The sequence below is a fragment of the Bradyrhizobium sp. GW821-FHT12B03 genome, from assembly GCF_058807535.1.
The window spans coordinates 317,924-335,363 of the sequence record NZ_JBXAQU010000003.1 but is presented as its reverse complement, the minus strand read 5'-3'; the positions used below and the strand labels follow the sequence as shown (position 1 = coordinate 335,363).

14 protein-coding genes are annotated in these 17,440 nt (G+C 57.2%); 1 reads left to right on the top strand and 13 read right to left on the bottom strand.

Annotation, left to right across the window (positions count from 1 at the left end):
• Window positions 1-76 precede the first annotated feature (76 nt).
• On the top strand, window positions 77-889 hold the full coding sequence (locus AC1RUR_RS08645) for an SDR family NAD(P)-dependent oxidoreductase (RefSeq protein ID WP_492842768.1): 813 nt from the start codon (window positions 77-79) through the stop codon (window positions 887-889).
• 377 nt (window positions 890-1,266) lie between these two features.
• Here the strand turns inward: AC1RUR_RS08645 and AC1RUR_RS08640 are convergent, their stop codons facing one another.
• From AC1RUR_RS08640 to AC1RUR_RS08580, 13 genes are all read right to left on the bottom strand, one after another.
• On the bottom strand, window positions 1,267-2,901 hold the full coding sequence (locus AC1RUR_RS08640; RefSeq protein WP_492842766.1) for a porin: 1,635 nt from the start codon (window positions 2,899-2,901) through the stop codon (window positions 1,267-1,269).
• Between the two features lie 396 nt (window positions 2,902-3,297).
• The gene (locus tag AC1RUR_RS08635) at window positions 3,298-3,663 is read right to left on the bottom strand and encodes a Crp/Fnr family transcriptional regulator (RefSeq protein WP_492843156.1); all 366 of its coding nucleotides are present in this window, start codon (window positions 3,661-3,663) and stop codon (window positions 3,298-3,300) included.
• A 692-nt stretch (window positions 3,664-4,355) separates the two neighbouring features.
• Window positions 4,356-5,561, bottom strand: coding sequence for an ABC transporter substrate-binding protein (locus tag AC1RUR_RS08630; protein ID WP_492842764.1), 1,206 nt, complete (start codon window positions 5,559-5,561; stop codon window positions 4,356-4,358).
• A gap of 66 nt (window positions 5,562-5,627) precedes the next feature.
• A complete protein-coding gene (locus AC1RUR_RS08625; protein ID WP_492842762.1) occupies window positions 5,628-6,914 on the bottom strand; it encodes a cytochrome P450 in 1,287 nt (428 codons plus the stop codon).
• 113 nt (window positions 6,915-7,027) lie between these two features.
• The gene (locus tag AC1RUR_RS08620) at window positions 7,028-7,606 is read right to left on the bottom strand and encodes an aromatic-ring-hydroxylating dioxygenase subunit beta (protein ID WP_492842760.1); all 579 of its coding nucleotides are present in this window, start codon (window positions 7,604-7,606) and stop codon (window positions 7,028-7,030) included.
• The gene (locus AC1RUR_RS08615) at window positions 7,576-8,868 is read right to left on the bottom strand and encodes an aromatic ring-hydroxylating oxygenase subunit alpha (RefSeq protein WP_492842758.1); all 1,293 of its coding nucleotides are present in this window, start codon (window positions 8,866-8,868) and stop codon (window positions 7,576-7,578) included. The genes AC1RUR_RS08620 and AC1RUR_RS08615 overlap by 31 nt, the downstream gene beginning before the upstream one ends.
• Before the next feature lie 311 nt (window positions 8,869-9,179).
• Window positions 9,180-9,977 (bottom strand): IclR family transcriptional regulator, encoded by a 798-nt coding sequence (locus AC1RUR_RS08610; RefSeq protein ID WP_492842756.1) that lies wholly within the window; start codon window positions 9,975-9,977, stop codon window positions 9,180-9,182.
• A gap of 145 nt (window positions 9,978-10,122) precedes the next feature.
• On the bottom strand, window positions 10,123-11,250 hold the full coding sequence (locus AC1RUR_RS08605; protein WP_492842754.1) for an acyl-CoA dehydrogenase family protein: 1,128 nt from the start codon (window positions 11,248-11,250) through the stop codon (window positions 10,123-10,125).
• A 27-nt stretch (window positions 11,251-11,277) separates the two neighbouring features.
• Window positions 11,278-12,483: an acyl-CoA dehydrogenase family protein gene (locus AC1RUR_RS08600; protein WP_492842752.1), complete on the bottom strand. Its 1,206-nt coding sequence runs from the start codon at window positions 12,481-12,483 to the stop codon at window positions 11,278-11,280.
• A 133-nt stretch (window positions 12,484-12,616) separates the two neighbouring features.
• Window positions 12,617-13,834, bottom strand: coding sequence for an FAD-dependent oxidoreductase (locus AC1RUR_RS08595; protein ID WP_492842750.1), 1,218 nt, complete (start codon window positions 13,832-13,834; stop codon window positions 12,617-12,619).
• A 42-nt stretch (window positions 13,835-13,876) separates the two neighbouring features.
• A complete protein-coding gene (locus tag AC1RUR_RS08590) occupies window positions 13,877-15,073 on the bottom strand; it encodes a CaiB/BaiF CoA transferase family protein (RefSeq protein WP_492842748.1) in 1,197 nt (398 codons plus the stop codon).
• A gap of 75 nt (window positions 15,074-15,148) precedes the next feature.
• Complete coding sequence (locus AC1RUR_RS08585) at window positions 15,149-16,381, bottom strand: ABC transporter substrate-binding protein (protein WP_492842746.1); 1,233 nt, start codon at window positions 16,379-16,381, stop codon at window positions 15,149-15,151.
• Between the two features lie 199 nt (window positions 16,382-16,580).
• Window positions 16,581-17,432 (bottom strand): VOC family protein, encoded by an 852-nt coding sequence (locus AC1RUR_RS08580; protein WP_492842744.1) that lies wholly within the window; start codon window positions 17,430-17,432, stop codon window positions 16,581-16,583.
• Between the last annotated feature and the right edge of the window lie 8 nt (window positions 17,433-17,440).

Below are 17,440 nucleotides of genomic sequence, written 5' to 3'. Positions count from 1 at the left end.
AATTTAGACTGCCGCAGCTAGGCCGGCTGATCAAAACTGGGAAAATGCCCGCAGGAACAACGAGGGAGGTTGAATCGTGAGACTCAAGGACAAGGTCGCCATCGTGACCGGTACGAGCCCGAACATCGGAGGCGGAATTGCCGAGGAGCTGGCAGCCCAGGGCGCAGCGTTGGTGTGCATTGATACCAATGCCGAGAACGCAGCCGATTGCGCAAAGGCCATCGTTGGAACTGGTGGCCGGGCAGTCGGTATCGTCTGCAACGTTTGCGACGAAGCCGACGTTGCCAAAGCTATCCGTGAGGCAGAAACGGCATTCGGCAGGATCGATATCCTGGTAAACAACGCGGCTTTCTTCAACAAGAAGGGCGTATTGGACATGCCGCTCATCGAATGGAGCAAGCAAATCGATGTCATCCTGACGGGGGCATTCTTGTTCACTAAGCACGCCGCACACTCAATGATCGAGCGAAAGGTTCGCGGCAACGTTATCAACATAATCTCGACCGCCGGTCATCAGGGCGAGCCAGGCAATGTCGCCTACAGCACCGCGAAATGCGGTTTGTTAAATTTCACACGCTCGGTGGCAATGGAGCTCGCCGCCCACGGCATTCGTGTGAACAGCTTGACGCCTACTGCGACCGATCCATCGGAATCCTACGACCGGGCGAGACGATGGGGGCGCACCGTCAAACAGGGAACTGGCGCTCATCCGATCATGGAGACTTTCCGCCGCCGTATCCCGATGCAGCGCCTTCCAGTAGCCAGCGACTACGGCCGTGCTGCCGCTTTCCTTGCGTCAGATGACGCGGCCATGATCACTGGCACCGACCTCCGTGTGGACGCAGGCGCCGTGGCCCGCTATTGGGCATGGGAGCCGCCAACAAGCTAATCGCTTCACGCGAGTTTTGTCTCGGGAGCGGAAACAGGCAGGCCGTCTCGAGACGATCCTTGAGTAAAACGAACTGTCGTTGCACTCGATACAGTCCGTTATCGCTGAATTCCGATAGATTGTTGCGAGCCTATTGCCGGGAAGCCGGGCTCGCTATGCGCTTGTAGGCCCGGTCCGTCAGGGATCGCAATAGCCGTCAGGATCATCCATTTCGGGAAGTAGATCCGGAGCGTCCTCGCATGGAATATCTCCCGAAGTTGATCGTTGATCGCGGTGATCTTATCACCGAAAAGCCTCCGGCGGGCATGCCGGAGGCTTCGGAGGTAACACGAAGATATCTGCGATTTCTCCTTCTGCCAGTTTAAGGTGTGGTTTGATCAAAAGTTGCGCTGAACTTGAACCGCGAGGGACACCGTGTCCTGATCCTTGTACTCGTAGACGGCCGTCGGCTTGGGAGCCGTTGCAGCCAGAACGGAGGCGCCGGTGAACTTCTGGTCGAGGTGGAACCAAACGACTTCGGCCGAAAACGTCAGGTTCTTGACGGGTGTCCAACGGGTGACCAAACCAAGTTGCGAGACGTTGTAATCCGGATTGCAGGAGTAGTCAGCGGATTTGCCCGCAAGCCCTCCCGTGGCGGCGCCGTTGGTGTAGGCTTGGCAGTACGCACCCTTCGCTGTAGTCAGATCGCCCACGGTGCCGCCGTAACGAACAGCCGAGTAACTGCCGAACAAGCTCGTCGACCAATACGGATCCCAGTTGTGGTTGAACGCGCCACGGATACCATAGGCTTTGGTCAGCTTCAGGACGCCATCGCCACCGGCGAACGGCCCGGTAGTAGCGCCGGCGGGAAGCCAGACAGCATCGGTTGTCGCACCGAAGCCGACACTCTGATACGCCCCCGCACGGCCGGTGCCGCCGAACATTGCGAAACTTGGCGAAGGCCCACTGGTGGAGATCACGTTCTTCGTGTCACCCACCGCATACGTCGCGTCGATCTTGAAGTCGTCGCCCGCACCGGTCGGGAGGTTCTTGATCTGCAACGCGGCCATCACCGACCCGCCCCACTTGCTGTCGGGATGTCCGCCGATTTCCGACAACGACGTTGGAGCTGCGCCTGCAAGGCCGGTAGCGCCGGCAGGAGCAGCGACGCCGTTGAGGAAGTTGTAGGAGCCGCTAACCTCGTGGGCTGCAGCTGAGATCTGGAACAGACCCCAGGCCTGGTCGACGCGAATGTTGCCGACAACATCGGGAGCATGGACGCCAGCATAGGCATTACCGCCCAGACCGATCGCATTGAGATTATAGGCCAGGTTGAAGACCGCGGTGCGGTTGAACACAACCGGATCATCGAGACCGACGCTCGCCGACACGCCGTTGCCGAACTGTGCGGTGTACTGGATATTGTTCACACCGATAACGGTGTCATGGCCGCCGAGCAAGAAGGACGTGTTGTTGCCTGGATAACCATTCCAAGGCGTCGCATAGGCGGAGGTGGATTTACCAAAAGTGAAGCCGGCGAACTGCAAGAACAGCAGATCGGCGGAAAGAAACCCTCCCCCAGGCACGTCAAGCAAATTAGAGCCTCCGACGGGAGAAACAGCGTTGATATTGGCCGGATTGTAGGTGGTGCTACCCAAAGTGCTGAAATTCCAGGAAGTCATGCCGAATGTACGAACCACGCCGTATTCGGTCGCCGTGCGCGTATCAATCTGGAAATTCAAACGCGAGCGGGCCCCCCAATAATCGCGATAGCGATCTTGCGCGCCGATATCTCCGGCCCACGCGGGCCCACCGTACGCGGCACCGTTGAACGTGGTGTTCACGCGCAGATAGCCACCCAGCTTGACGCATGTGTCGGTGCCCGGAATATAGAAGAAGCCGGCTCCGTAGAGGGAACAGACCCTCACGTATTCGATTGCTTTGGCCTTCACCGGAAGATCGGCTGCCTCTGCCCCACTGATCGCGACGAGGCCTGCTGCTGAGCCGAGAATTAGGCTCTTGATCGTATTCATTTAAAACCTCCAAGTTTGCTTTATCGCGAGAAGCCCAGTCCAGCAGTTGCGCGATCGCGCTTTAGGAATAGGAAATCTCTCGCCCCCAGATTCACCCTCGTTCGGTTCAGCAGCAGATCGACTGTGATCCAACGAGTGTGGCGAAACGGGAATGTCCCCTCATCGCGTCATGACATTGACTGATTGTGCGGAGAACTTGGGAGGAAACACTGTACGCTAGCGGACGAAGAAGCAGTTCAATTGCGAACATGTGCTCTCGGAGTCTCAGAAGCGTACGTTTTCGTACAATCGAAGCAACGCGACACTAAGCGACCGCTCGTTACTTGAATCGGCAATGCACATTCGAGAAATGCGTCATGGACTGTAGCGCGATGACGCGCCTACATCGCCGACCGGTCACAGCTCTGGGGATATCGGCCTATGTTCAATGGGGATTTCAGGCACGAAGAGCTGCGATTGGCTTGTTGGCTTGTACGCATTTTCAATAATTCGGAAGCAACAGCACGCTTGTCGCTCAAGCATAACGCGATCGCGTATCTGCAAACTTCCACGCGTCTTCCGAACCAATCCCTGCTCTTCGAATCGCCTCAACGCTTCAGTGACACCTGCTCGACGGAATCCCAAAACTAAGGAAAGGTGATCATGTGTTATCGGGAGTACATCGCCGTCCAGTGCTTCGCAGGTCAAGCAAAGCCAGGATGCCAGTCGCTGTTCGAGGTGATGTCGCACGCCACATAGCGCGATCTGCGAACCATGTATCATAAGTGATTGCACGTATCGCAGGAGCCGTTCCCGAATCTCCGGACACTCACGCATTGAGCGCTCCAAGTCGTCAGCGCAAATCCTTAACGCGGTTCCGGCAACGAGTACTGTTGACCGATGTCCGCTTGTTCTGGTTCCGAAAATGACTGACACTGGTGTGACCCCGCGTGAGCCCACCATCGCGGTTTCAAGGACACTTCCGGTTGCGAGCGTCATCAGCGAGACGACACCCGTTTCGATGAAGCTAACGTGCTCAACGTGCCTGCTAGCCTCCTGCAACACAGTCCGCTCCTTCAATCCAACAGGTTGGAGATAGGCGCGAATGTAGTCAAAGGCCGGTGGGGATAGGCTCGCCAGAATGCGATTTCTAAGTACCCGGCGTTGCCCCCAATGACTAAGCATGGAGGTGTCGCCTACAGACCGGGAATAATGCTGCGCCACATAAAATAGTCCCGCGCGCACCCTCCGACCCAAATCTCACGCGGTCACCTCCGCTAGTGGAAAGCAGATTGCATTTCTGCGAATGAAGAGCGTAGTCCTCGCTGTCAGACACGGTCATATCGCCGTCGAGGTTGAGTTTTCTCGTTAACGTGACCGTATGCTCGGCCGGCAGTCCTCTCTAGGTTCGTTCGGAATGTCGAGAGTGCCTTTACCTCATCCGTTCATGACGATAGCGTCAGCAGCGCGCAGCATCAGTACCGCGCCGCGACAATATCGGTGACAAGCTCCCACTTGGTGCCGTCGAACCGCCCCATCCTTGCCGTATGCCAGGGCGTATGGTTTTTCGACACGTCAATTTTGATCCCGGGCAGAAACATCGATAATTGAAGCCCTTTCACGCTCACCGCCTGCTTCATGAGATTTTCGCGCGTCAGGTTATCTCCGCAATTCTTGATTACCTCGACGGTCATCTGAGCAGTCGAATATGCCATCACCGCCCCCGCATCATCAAATGGCTCAGCCGGCGCCCATTGCTTCATGAAGGCGAGATAATCGCGCATGTCGGCGTCATTGTCCCAGGTCGGATCGCCTGGAAACTTCAAGAAAATGGAAGTGAGGAGGCCAGTCGATGCTTCCAGGCCCGCGGGACGCAAGACCGTCGCGATCGACGAACCGCCCGTTGGAGCAACCTGCAGCGGCCTCCACCCGATTTCGAAGGCCTTGCGGATAGCCTGCGCGGTGAATTTGGGTGTGGTACCCTGAAGAAAAGTGTCGGCACCAGATGCCTTCAACGAGACAATTTGGGAATCTATCGTGGGATCGGTTATTTCGTAGCTCAACTCCTTTACGATCATCGTGGCGGCCTTTTCACCGAGTCCGGATTTCAGCCCGTTTAGGTAATTCCGGCCTGTATCGTCGTTCTGATAAAGAACCGCGATCTTTGCGGTAGGCTTGTTGTCAAGAATGTACTGAGCATAGATTCTTGCCTCGACCTCCTGCGTCACTAGGAACGGCATTGTCCAAGGATAGGTGGCGGGATCCGATAACTTGGGAGAGCCCGCGCCCAACAGGATTTGCGGCACCTGCTTGCCGTTCAAGTATTTGGCGACAGCAAGACCCGTCGGAGAGCCGACCGAACCAACAATAGCCAGCACTTCGTCTTGCTCGACCAATTTTCGGGTTTGCTCAACCGTCTTCGGCGGGCTGAAGGCATCGTCCAGAGAGATCAGATTTATTTTTCTTCCGTTCACGCCTCCTTTATCGTTGATCATCTTGAAGTAGGCGACGTGCACTCGCCCGATGATGCTGAGGGCCGAGGCGGGGCCGCTATAGGGCACCGTCTGCCCGATCTTGATTTCGGTGTCGCTCGCACCGGTATCGTACTTCTTCTGCGCAAGAGCCGGGCAGACCATACTTACCAACAGAGCTGATGACAGCACAGCGATTCTCTTGAGCATTGGTCCCCATCCTTTAGATTATGAACGACTTGATCTGCGATGTGTCGATGATGCCGGCCCCGAAGATCACAATGCTACAGCCCCGAGCGTGAAGCGGATCGGAACCGACTTCGGTCCGCCCGCGAAGTTACCAATAGTGCGCTTGGGCTTGCCAGCAAGCTCAAGCGTCTGCAGCCGGGGCAACAGCTCCTGGAAGAAGATACTCATTTCCATTCGCGCCAGATGCATACCCAGACACATGTGTGGGCCATAGCCAAAGCCGATCTGCCGCTTCTGAGGGCGGTCGAGACGAAACTCAAAGGGGCTTTCGTAAACTTCTTCGTCATGGGCGCCGGACGGATAGCAAAGGATCACCTTGTCTCCTTTGGCGACTTTCTGGCCGCGGATTGTATAGTCCTGTGCGGCCGTGCGGGTGAACTGAAGGACCGGCGTAGTCCAGCGCACCGCCTCTTCGATCAGGTTAGGGATCAGCGCAGGGTTGGATTTCACCGCCGACAGCAGTTCAGGCCGCTCGGCCATCGCCCATATGGCGTTGGCGATTGTCGAAGAAGTCGTGTCATGGCCCGCGACAGCGATCGTGATGTAATAGCCCAGCGTATCGGCGTCGTTGATCGGGTTGCCGTCGATCGTCGCGTTGGCGACCACGCTCGCTACATCGTTGGTCGGTTCATGGCGGCGCGCTTGCGCCAGTTTGAGAAAGTAGCCGAAGTACTCCTCCACAACCAGCTGCCTGGCCTTGGCGACCTCTTCCGGTGATTCCACCGCCGGATTCCGCGCCAAGTCGGGGTCGTTATTGCCGAAGAACTGCTGGGTGAGCCGCAGTAGCAAGGGCTCATCTTCTATGGGGGCGCCCAGGATCGACATGATCACCATCAGCGGGTAGTGCACCGCGACGTCGCGGACGAAGTCACACTCACCGCCGGTCGCGGCGAGCCTTTCCACATGCATCTTGGCGAGGTTGCGAAACCGCCCCTCCAGGTTGCTAATGTTCTTGGGCTGGAACCAGGACTGAGTCAGTAGCCGATACTTGGGGTGCTCCGGCGCATTCATTGAAACGACGCTGCGAAACATGCTGCGGGACGCCGCATTCAATTCGAATTCATTGCGAGACTGCATGGCGCCCAGGCCACTCAGGAATACTTCGCTGCGCAAAGCGACTTCTTGGATGTCTGCGAACTTTGCCGCGATCCAGAACGGATCATAGCCTTCGAGATCCGCTCGTGCGAAGGGATGCTCCCGCCGAAGCGTTGCCAGTTTCTGGTGGAGGTCGTGCCATTCGCCGTAGGCGCGCGGGTCAAGCACGGCGCGGGCGATATCTTCGGGCACGCGATCGATATCCGCCTGCTGGTCCATCTGCTCCTCCACTACAGTCGACGATATTTATTACCGGCACATTGTACGAACCGGTTTCGGTAACAAAGCAGCGCAGAGGCGCGTGAAGGCCTTACCAGCCGGGCGCTCAATTCCTAGACAATGAAACTTAGATTATCGATGTAATCGTCGTTGTTGATGAGGGTGACCTTCTTGCGGATCATTTTGAAGCCCGTGCCCACCACCTTGAGCGACACGTACTCACGGCCGGCAAAAAGGTCCTGCCGACTACTTCTCAATTCGGCGATCATGAGGCTCGCCGAAGCATCAACGGTGTCTTTTGATACGCCGTCGATGACTACATTGCTGACAACTCGCAGCATCCGTGACTTGGGATGCTGCGAATAGGCCGCCCGGCTCTGCAATCGTATAATCCGCTCCTCGATTTCACGCCTCTTCTCATTGATTATCGAAATGTGGCGCGCTGGATCCATGTCGTTTGTGTTGGCCGGAACCCAATAGTGTGCGTCTTGTTCGTCCCAAAGGGCCAACCATTCGTCGTAGCGGTTCTCATCGGCGCATCTGGCTTCGCGGTAGAGGAATTCCTCGACCCGGCGCAGCAGCCGCAATGAGTCTTCCTGGGTCAGATCGCCGGATGCCGCAGTCGCAGGCGACGCCACCGTGTCAGCAATACTCGCCATGATCAGATCGCCCCGGACATGCACTTTTTCCATTCATTAAGCTGACCGCGTTGGGTCACCTCATCCGTTATCGCTCCGACGATCGAACCATCCGGCTCGATCTTTTGGCGATGAAGGCCACGCGAAAGCAATATCCAGGGATCGACCGTGGCCATCAGGCCACGTTGCGTCCGTTCCGACGCCTCGGCATCGTCGGGTACACCGTGGCCTGCGGGGCCGTAGAACGCCTCGTGGGCGCGGAGACGCTGCTGGTTGATAGGTTCCGGAACGTCAACGAGCGTGGTCGGGAATATCAACGTTTCGGTGTGGTCCACCGCAATCGGACGGATGATGGTAATCTGCGCGCCTATCAGTTGCAGGTTCGGATAGATTCCGACATGCGGGTCTCCGCCCCAGATGATCATTTCATCGGCCTTTTCCTGGCCATAGGCATTGATCAGGGCGGTGTAGTATTCATCGAACCCCGGCGAGCCCCGGCGAGATTTGAGATAGGCCTCGTAGTTGTTGCGGCGCACCGGCGAGACGTCCAACAGGACGTGGCCGTTGAGCACGTCGCGCGTCAGGTTGCCCGACTCATCAAGGTAGGCCCGGCCAAATATCGCAGGCAGGCCACCCGGCCTGTTGCGGCTCGACATGTCAAAGAACGTCTTATGGAGGATGCTGGGATGATATCCGTCCATGCCAAAGAACTTCCAGTTGCCGCGAAAGAAGGCCTTGTTCGAACCGGAGCGCGCCTCGATTTCTCCTTTAGGTGAGGCATCGACGAAGATATCGATGTAGGCCTTGGCCAGTCCCAAATGCTGATCCAGCGTTGGGCCGGAGGGTGCGAGGCTGGCGAATACGAAGCCGCGGTAGATGCCCTGCCTGGGCGCCGGCGTGAGCCCGTAATCGGCGAAGTTCAAGTTGTCATATCCATTCGCTTCAGGAACCGCGACTAGATCGCCGGTGTTGTCATAGGACCAGCCGTGATAAGGGCAAGTGAAACGCCGCGCACAGCCTTGCTCGTCGGAGGTCACCGTGGAGCCGCGGTGCCGGCACCGATTCATCAGCACACGGACAGCCTTGTCGTGGCCACGTACCATGATCGCGGACTGCCGCCCCATCAGCAGCACTCGGTAGTCGCCCGGGTTCGGAATTTCCGAGGCATGACCGACGCATAACCATGTGCGATGGAAAATCCGTTCCATCTCCGCCTCGAAGATCGCCGGGTCGGTGTAGATCGAGCTGTGTACCCGACCTTCTTCGACGAGGTCGGCATAGCTCGAGACCGGTTCAACGCGCTGCAATATGGTCATCGGTTCCCATCCCTCATGGGACGCTTCATTTCGGATGAGCGTCCGCAATTTGCCAATCGATGGTGCAGCTGCTGAACCGCGCGCCCTTCGTTTGTGACGCTTGGTCCAGCAAGCAGCGGCCCCAGCGCTCAAGCACGCTCCCATCGAGGGTAATAACCGTCAACAAAAGCCTGCTATAATTTCCCACATGGTGGACATTCTTTCTTCCACTCCGGGCGAGCGGTGATTCAATCGTCGCGATAGAGCAGGACAATTCTACAATGTTCGCCCCTTAGCCGGGCTGAAATCAGTCTATCGCCGGAAGGTTTAGGTCATCCCGCCTGCACCGTTTTCTCAATCGTCAACGCGCTGCTCTTCAGTATTCGAACGTGTTCCGCCACGCGAACGAGAGGGATCCGTTGGCTTGTGCTTGCGACGGTAAGAGCCCCGACGGGACTGTAGGGCGTAGATCGTATTACGACCGAAATGCAACGCGTGCCCGAAGGTAAGCCGGCTTCGCGCAAAGCGTATCCCCTGACTTCTACGTTGCGGGCGGCTTTCATCGCTCTCGTCAAGTCGAACGCGAAGGGAGCGAGATGATCCCTATTTGCAATCAAACGTTCCCGGCGCTCGCTCTCTGGCATGGTCGCCAACACTGCCATACTGCCAACTCCAACACCAAGTGGAAGTCTCCTTCCCACCTTAAGCATCAGCAATTGTACGGGATGACTACCCAAGCGGCGAGCGACACACAACATGTCAGCTCCGTCGAGCACACTAAGATACACTGTGTCGCCAATCATATTGGCGACACGACGAATTTGGGGCTCCGCAGCCTGCATAAGCGGCGACAGGAGCGGCTGGTCCAAGAGAGCCGTCAGAAACTCTCCCAAGAGAACGTACCTCTTGGTACCAAGCCTCTGTTCCACGATTCCCTCTTCTACCAATACGTGCAGAATTCGATGGGCGGTTGATCTGCTTAAACCCGTAGCGTCGATGATCGGGCCAAGCGCCGCTCCGACGTCACCGCTGAGCGCGAGCGTCTTCAGGACAGTGAGCGCACGACGGATGCTCTGTGCCCCATCGGTCTTTGGCTTTCTCGCTTCCGTCGACTCGCGATCGTCGAACATTTTGGACCTGATGGCGCTACCTCTGATGTAGTCAATGGAAATCAGACTTCCGATCGGAGCGCTTTGGCTTCCGGCAAGTTGCGAATGAGGCGATACGGCGTCGAACCATTCATCGGGATCTGGCGATACGCGCGGTAATCGAGACTCAGGCAGCTAGAATATCTGGATCCTGCTCGAGCAAACGGATCAGCTGTTCGCGCTGGTGTCGCGGGGCGCCCAACAACTCCGCATTTGCGCGAGCTCTCTTATAGTAAAGATGATTCGGCATCTCCCAGGTGAAGCCAATGGCGCCGAAGATTTGAATGTTGCGGTGCGTGACCTCTCGATAGGCCTCGCTCGCATAGCTCTGGGCCATTGCGGCGGCAAGCGAGGCACGGGCGTCGTTCTCCGTCAGGGCCCAAGCGGCATAGTGCACCGCTGCAGTGGCACATTCGCTAAGCCCGGCAAGTTCCGCCAGTTGATGTTTGATGGCCTGGAAAGACCCGATCGGTCGACCAAAGGCGAGACGCTGCTTGGCGTAGTCGATCGCATCGGCCAGAGCTCTTTGCGCTCCGGCGGCGCTTTCCGCGGAAAGTACGAGATACAGCCGGTCGCGCACCCATGGCCAAGTCTGTGCATCGCTTTTGGCCAAAAGCTCGGCGCTTACGTTATCAAACCGCACAGAGCACACCTGCCGCGTGATGTCGCGCCATTCGAGTACCTCGACGCTTATCCCTTTTGCGTTGCGGTCGGCCACAAAGAATTTTCGCGCCCCATCGGCCTCCGCCGCGACGACGATCTTGTCGGCACCATCCGCGTCGACGACAAAGGATTTGCTACCGGTCAGTTGCCATCCGCTCGCGCTTGACACGGCTCCTGTATCTGAACGCGGTCCGTCAGGGCTGCCATCCTCATCCGAGACAGCCAGCGCCAGCTTTAGCCTGCCAGAGGCGACCGCACCCAGCAGAGCCGCCTTCTGCTTGTCCGAACCCGCCTTCTCGATTGCCCACGCGCCCGCCAGTGTTCCAAATAAGGGCGCCGGCGCCAACGAACGCCCGATCTCTCCTGCGACCATCGCCAGGTCGAGGTAGCTCATACCGAGCCCGCCGAACGCCTCGGGGACGACAATGCCGGGCCAGCCGAGTTCGACCATCCTAGCCCAGCTGCGATCATACTCGGCGTTGTGGATCGTGGCGCCAGGTACTAACAGCTTCGATAGGTTGACCTCTTTGGACAAGAAAGCCTGCGCCGCATCCCGCAGCGACTCATGTTCAGGGCTTAACGCAAAGTTCATTGTCGTGCTCCATTCACCTTCGCGTACCTAGCCTGCGGCCTTGAGCGGTGTCCGGCCGATTTGGTTGAAAGGCGTGCTTGCTGTTGGATCCACGTCACGCGGTAATCCCAGCATCCGCTCGGCGACTGAATTTTTCAGAATTTCCTGAGTGCCGACACCAAGGGTCGCGGCCGGGCCAAACCAGTAGGCATAGTCCCAATTGTCGAAAAGACCATACTTCTTCTTATTGGGCAGAGGCAGCACTTCCGGGTTACGGATCATTCCGGCGGGCCCCTGGGAACGCTTGGCGAGATCGGACAGGCGTTGACCGTGCGGTGAGGCCACCATCTTGCCTATGTTGCCTTCGAGCCCCGCCGGCTTGCCATTGATGCGATTGCTGAGATTACGGTAGGTTAATAGCCGCAGAAGTTCGCCTTCGATATATAGTCGTGCGGCTTCATCGCGGATGAGCGGATCCCTGATCTTGCCGGTTTCGATCAAGCCGCTTACGAGTTCGCGAGCCGTCGGGCCGCTGCCCCATACCGCACCCGGCATGGTCATGCCCATCCGTTCGGTCTGCAATTGCTCCATCACGATGCGCCAGCCCTCGCCCTCTTTGCCGAGAAGGCGGTCCGCAGGAACGCGCACGTCCGTCAGGAACACTTCGTTATATTCAGGCTCCTCGGCGGTCATATCGACGATCGGACGGATCTGGATGCCCGGCGTCTTCATATCGATAAGAAACACCGATAGGCCACGATGCTTGGGTAAGTCCGGATTAGTGCGAGCAATCAAAACGCCAATCGTTGCCTTGTTGGCCAGCGAATTCCAGGTCTTCTGACCATTGATAATGTAGTGCTCGCCTTCCCGACGCGCCGTTGTGCGCAGTCCGCCGAGGTCCGAGCCGCCCGATGGCTCGCTGAACAACATGCACCATTTGTCCGTGCAAGCCAGCGCTCCCGGTAGAAACCTCTGGCGCTGTTCCTCGGTCCCGTACGTCAGTAGCGATTGGCCACATTGATTGACCGCGATCGCGTTAACCTTAGTCGGGTGCGTGATACCTGCCCGCTCAATCTCCTGATCGATAATTAACTGCAGTTCCGGCTCTGCCTGAAGGCCCCATGGCGCAGGCCAGTGCGGTACGACATAGCCTTGCTTCGCCATCGCCGCATAACTCGGCGACGGGTTCGCCTCGAACCACTGTCGGATCGGAACTCGCCTAGGGTCGTCCTCTGACGGAAGGTTGAAATCCATAGCATTTCTCCATTTCGCCGCGCCTTGACTGTTAAAGCGGATTGAACAAACGATTTAGATTCAGAGAATACGAACCTCAGGCTCGTCGGCGGAGGCGAGCCTTTTGCAAAGACTTTCAACTGCGGAACCCATCTCAGGCCGATACCTTCGATTTGAGTCTCTGCACAAAAGTCTGGCCGATCAGCAATGAAGGCGTCTCGAGCGCGCTCGGCATCATGAATGATTTGAGCATGGCCTCCCGATCTTTCGGTCGATCCCGGATATTTTGAAGGATACGCGCGGTCGTCACTTCATCATCCAACTCGAACACGAGCCTGAAGCTTGCCGTCGATATCGGCGACGTCACCTCGTCGAATACTTTCTTGCGAAGTTCGGAATAACGGTCGAGGATTTCGTCGTCGGCTTCGTCCTGCACTACCGCGGCGAGGGCTTCGCTCAACACGAATGCATCATTCAGTCCTCCCATCAAACCAAATCCACTTGTTGGATTGGTGACGTGGGCTGCATCCCCTGCCAACAAAACCCGACCGACCCGATAGGTCGCCGCCGACCGTTGGTGCATATTGTAGGCAGTGTGTAGCGCGAGCTCGTATTTCTTGTCGCCAGGAAGCGCAGCCTGGAGAAACTCTGGAATTCGATCCTCTACCGTTTCTACCGGCAGTCTCGCATCTTCAGAGAACGTGAAGCGCCAGAGCCCTTTCGTGTTGATCTTGAAGATAATCGTGCCGTACTTCCGATCGATCAAATAGCCGGAATTCCATCCATGCTTTTCGAAGTCAAAATAGATATTCGTCACCACGAACCGTTGGGGCCAGGTAAATCCGTCCAACGTTAGTCCGGCGCTCTGCCTCACTCGACTGCGACCACCGTCTGCGCCGACTAGCCATTTGGTCTGCAATTCAATCGCGCCGTTGGGGGTCTCGGCCTTGACCGTCACGCCATCCGCTGACTGGGTCATTCCTGTGAACTTCGTACTCCAGCGTACGGTCACGTGGGGATAGCGGTCGAGATGCTTCAGTATGACGCCGGCGAGAAGATCCTGGCCGAGCGTCAGGTTATACGGCCGGTCGGTGACCTCCTTTAGTATATCCTGCGTGTGAATGATTGTTTCGCCGGTCTTGAAGATGCGCCAGCACCGCTGCATTGTGGTGTGACCTGCCGCAAGCATGTCGTCGAGCACACCAAAATATTCGAGAGCGGGTAGAATCGTCCACGCATAAGAAATGGCACGGGGCGAATAGACGATACTATCCTCCGCCTCGATGACGGTCACGCTCACCCCAGCTTGCGCGAGTCCCAGGGCCGTCATCAAGCCAACCGGTCCAGCACCTACAACTACGACGTCAGTCATCGATTTCCCCGTGCGCTCTTTGCGACTTCGTACCCCGAATGATCAGCGGACGACCTGCGCGGCCCGTAATCGCTCAATGTCGTCACTTGCGAATCCCTGCTCGGCAAGAATCTCGTCCGTTTGCTCGCCAAGCTTGGGCGCGCGCGACCGTAGTTCGAGCGGCGTTCCCTCGAACGTGGCAAAGAAACTAAGACCACGGATATCCCCGAACTCCGGGTCATTGAATGTTGGAAAGGTTTCGTTGTGTCTCGCCTGAGGATGCTCGAAGAACTCTTCGAGAGAATGTATCTTCGCCATGGGCACCCCGTGCTCACGAGCACCCGCGAGGAAGTCATCGGTCGCCATCGCCGCAATTGATGACGCAAACTGCTCATTTAACAGTTCGATGTTCTGCAAACGGTTGCGTAGCTTCTCGAACCGGATATCGGACAGCAGATCCGGCCTCCTGACTACCTCACATAGCCCGCGGAACTGATTGTCCTGGATAACTAATCCCATGACGTACCCGTCCAGCGTCTTAAAGGTCCGATAGAGATTGCGTAACGGGACCGGCGAGACCTCTGGATTCAGGAACGTGTAGTTCTTCAGTTCCTCCTGGGAAATGAAGGCTGTCCAAGCGTCCATCATCTTCACGATGACTTTCTGCCCCCTTCCTCCGTTGCGCTCCCGCGACCACAGCGCGGCGAGCCCGGACATCGCCCCGGACATGGCGGAAATCTTGTCCGCCACGACATTTCGGATCGGTACAGGGTCTCCCGCTCCCCCCTGAGCCATGGTGAATCCGGTCAGCGCCTGGATGACGGGATCATACGCGGGCTGATCTCTATCAGGTCCGTCCTCGCCGAAACCCTTGACCGAGATATAGATCAGGCCCGGGTTCTCCGATCGAAGACTCTCGTAACCGAGCCCCAAACGTTCCATGACACCCGGACGAAAGTTCTCGATCAGGACGTCCGTCTTGATCGCAAGGTTGCGCGCTATCGCCCGCCCCTCCTTGGATTTCAGATCGACCGCGACGCTTCGCTTGTTTCGATTGTAGTGTGCGAAGTAGGCGCTGAGTCCCTTGTGGTGCGGAAACACTTCGCGCATCGTGTCGCCAGAAATAGACTCGAGCTTGACGACATCCGCGCCAAGATCGCCGAATACCTGGCCGCCCATTGGGCCAGATACCATGGTAGAGAGATCCAGGACCTTAAGTCCGACACATGGTCCTATACGATCTGATTGTCTTGGAGCCATTGTCGCCTCACTTGGAGAAATGTACCGCGATCGGGCACGCCTCGAAGATCGTCACGGAGAACGATCGCGCCTGCCCTAATTGGTGCCGTCGATCGGGATCATATCTCCGAGGCGCTGCCATTGCGTTCCGTCGAACTGCGCGAGTTGCATGTCATGGAACGCGTCGTAGTTGGTAGGTGAGTTGTGAACCCGTACACCCGGCAGAATGAGAGGTGGCACGAAATCTTTCAGGCTGGTGGCTTGCTTGAGTAGATTAGCGCGCGTGAGTTCGTTGCCGCATTTCCTCAGCACATGAACGATGGTCGCGGCATTATTGTAACCCGGCACAGGCGTCGTATCGTCGACGTTGACACGCGGTAGATACTTCTGAAGAAATTCCTTGTACGCCTTGACATCCGGATCTCCCGCCTCTGACGGGTCCGAAACGTTCTTCTCCCATCGGGCGGTAATGATGCCCTTCGCATTCTCAAGGCCACCAGGAACCAACGTTCCACCTATCGAACTCGCGTTGGAATTTATTATATACATCGGCTTCCAGCCTATATTGGCTACCTTGCGGATGGCTTGTGCGGCAAACTTCGAAGTGGAGAGTTGCACGAACGTATCCGCGCCGGTCGTCTTGAGATCGACGATCTGACTCTCGATCGTCGGCTCGGTGATCTCATGGCTCAATTCTCTGATGATCATCGTGGCCGCACGCGCGCCCAGACCTTGCTTCAACCCCCGTAGGAAGTCCTTTCCGAGATCGTCGTTGAGATATTGAACAGCTATCTTCGCGTCCGGCTTCACCCGAAGGATGTATTTTCCAAAGACAGACCCTTGCGCAACGTAGGTCGGGTAAAGGGGCACGATCCAAGGGAAGCTTTTCGGATCGTTGAACCGCTCGGCGCCCGACGTCAAAAAGAGGCTGGGAACACCTCTTGAATTGAGATACTTCGACACCGCAGCGTTCGGCGCGGTCCCCAAGAATCCGGCAATCGCAAACACCTCGTCCGATTCAACCAGCTTGCGTGTCTGCTCAATCGCTTTCGGTGGACTGTAAGCATTGTCCAGCGAGATAAGATTGATCTTGCGTCCGTTGATGCCACCCTGCTCGTTGATCATTTGAAAATACGCGGATTGGGCCTGACCATAAACGCCATATGCTGACGCCGGACCGCTGTAGGGCGAGGTCGTTCCCAATTTGATTTCGGTATCGGTGACACCGGGATCGTTTTCCTTTGCTCGAGCACGTCCGATCATGCCATTGGCGAACGCTGAGGCGCCGAGGCCAACCATCATTGCGCGCCGTGTCACTGCGTTTTTCATCTTCTTCCCTCCCTAAATTACTACTAAACACCGCAAAGCTTCGCCCTTCGGCTAAGCGCCTTCGCTTGGCCGTTATTCTGTCGAACAGGTGTGTATTCAGTCGCCGCGACGGCCTAAGCCATCGAGGGCAGTCCTTCGCGTCCCCGGCTCAATTCACGTCGCAATTGCGCCCGCGCGGCGTCTGTTCGATCCCCTCTCTTCAGTTGCCTTGCGCGACGCGTTTTGCGCCCCACATGCAAATGCTACTTGGCTCGAATCCGAAACTGCGAGGCCTATGCGTCGCCTCATCCTCAATCTCGTCGACGCCGACCGAATACTCGAATGTCATGCCGTCCGGTCCCTCGAAGTACAGGAATCGCGCTCCAGACGTGGGGTGTCGACCGGGGCCGAAGACGATCGGCACGTTTTGGTCGCTCAGGAAATAATAGGACCGCAGCACATCATCATTGCTGGCAACCTGGTGATTGACATGCTGGATTCCCGCCTTCTTCCCGGGCGCCATCGCCAGCGTATGGTGAATGGCCGTAATCCGCATCAACGCGATGTCGCCTATGCGATCGCTTACCCGTGCGTTACAGACTTGCGTCCAAAACTTCTCGTCGCGCACCGGGTCGGTCGTAAACAGTCCCACGTGACTGAAGCCGGTAATTCCGACGTCGCGTGTTGGGAAGTATCGCTTACCGCTGCGTGCGGGCCTCACAACCAGCTCGATTTGATTGCCGGTCGGGTCCTTGAATCCGATAAAGGCCTTGACCATGCGGGACGCACACTCCGCCGGCGTTCCGGCGTGAACTGGATGGCCAAGCGCCTCAAGTGTTCCGGCTGCCGCCTGAAGCTGCGTTTCGCTTTCAACCTCGAAACCAACGGTCTGATCCGCGGGATCGCCTTCCGAATAGAACAGCGTATGTGCCCTGTCGTCCGAGCGGAGATAGAGGCCCTTTGCGCTACGATCTCCAACCTCTAGGCCGAGGCACCGTGTGGCAAACGATTCCGCTGTCTCGAGGTCCGGCGTCCCCAGCCTCACGTACGTGATTTCCTTTAGTTCAATCATGTAAGCCT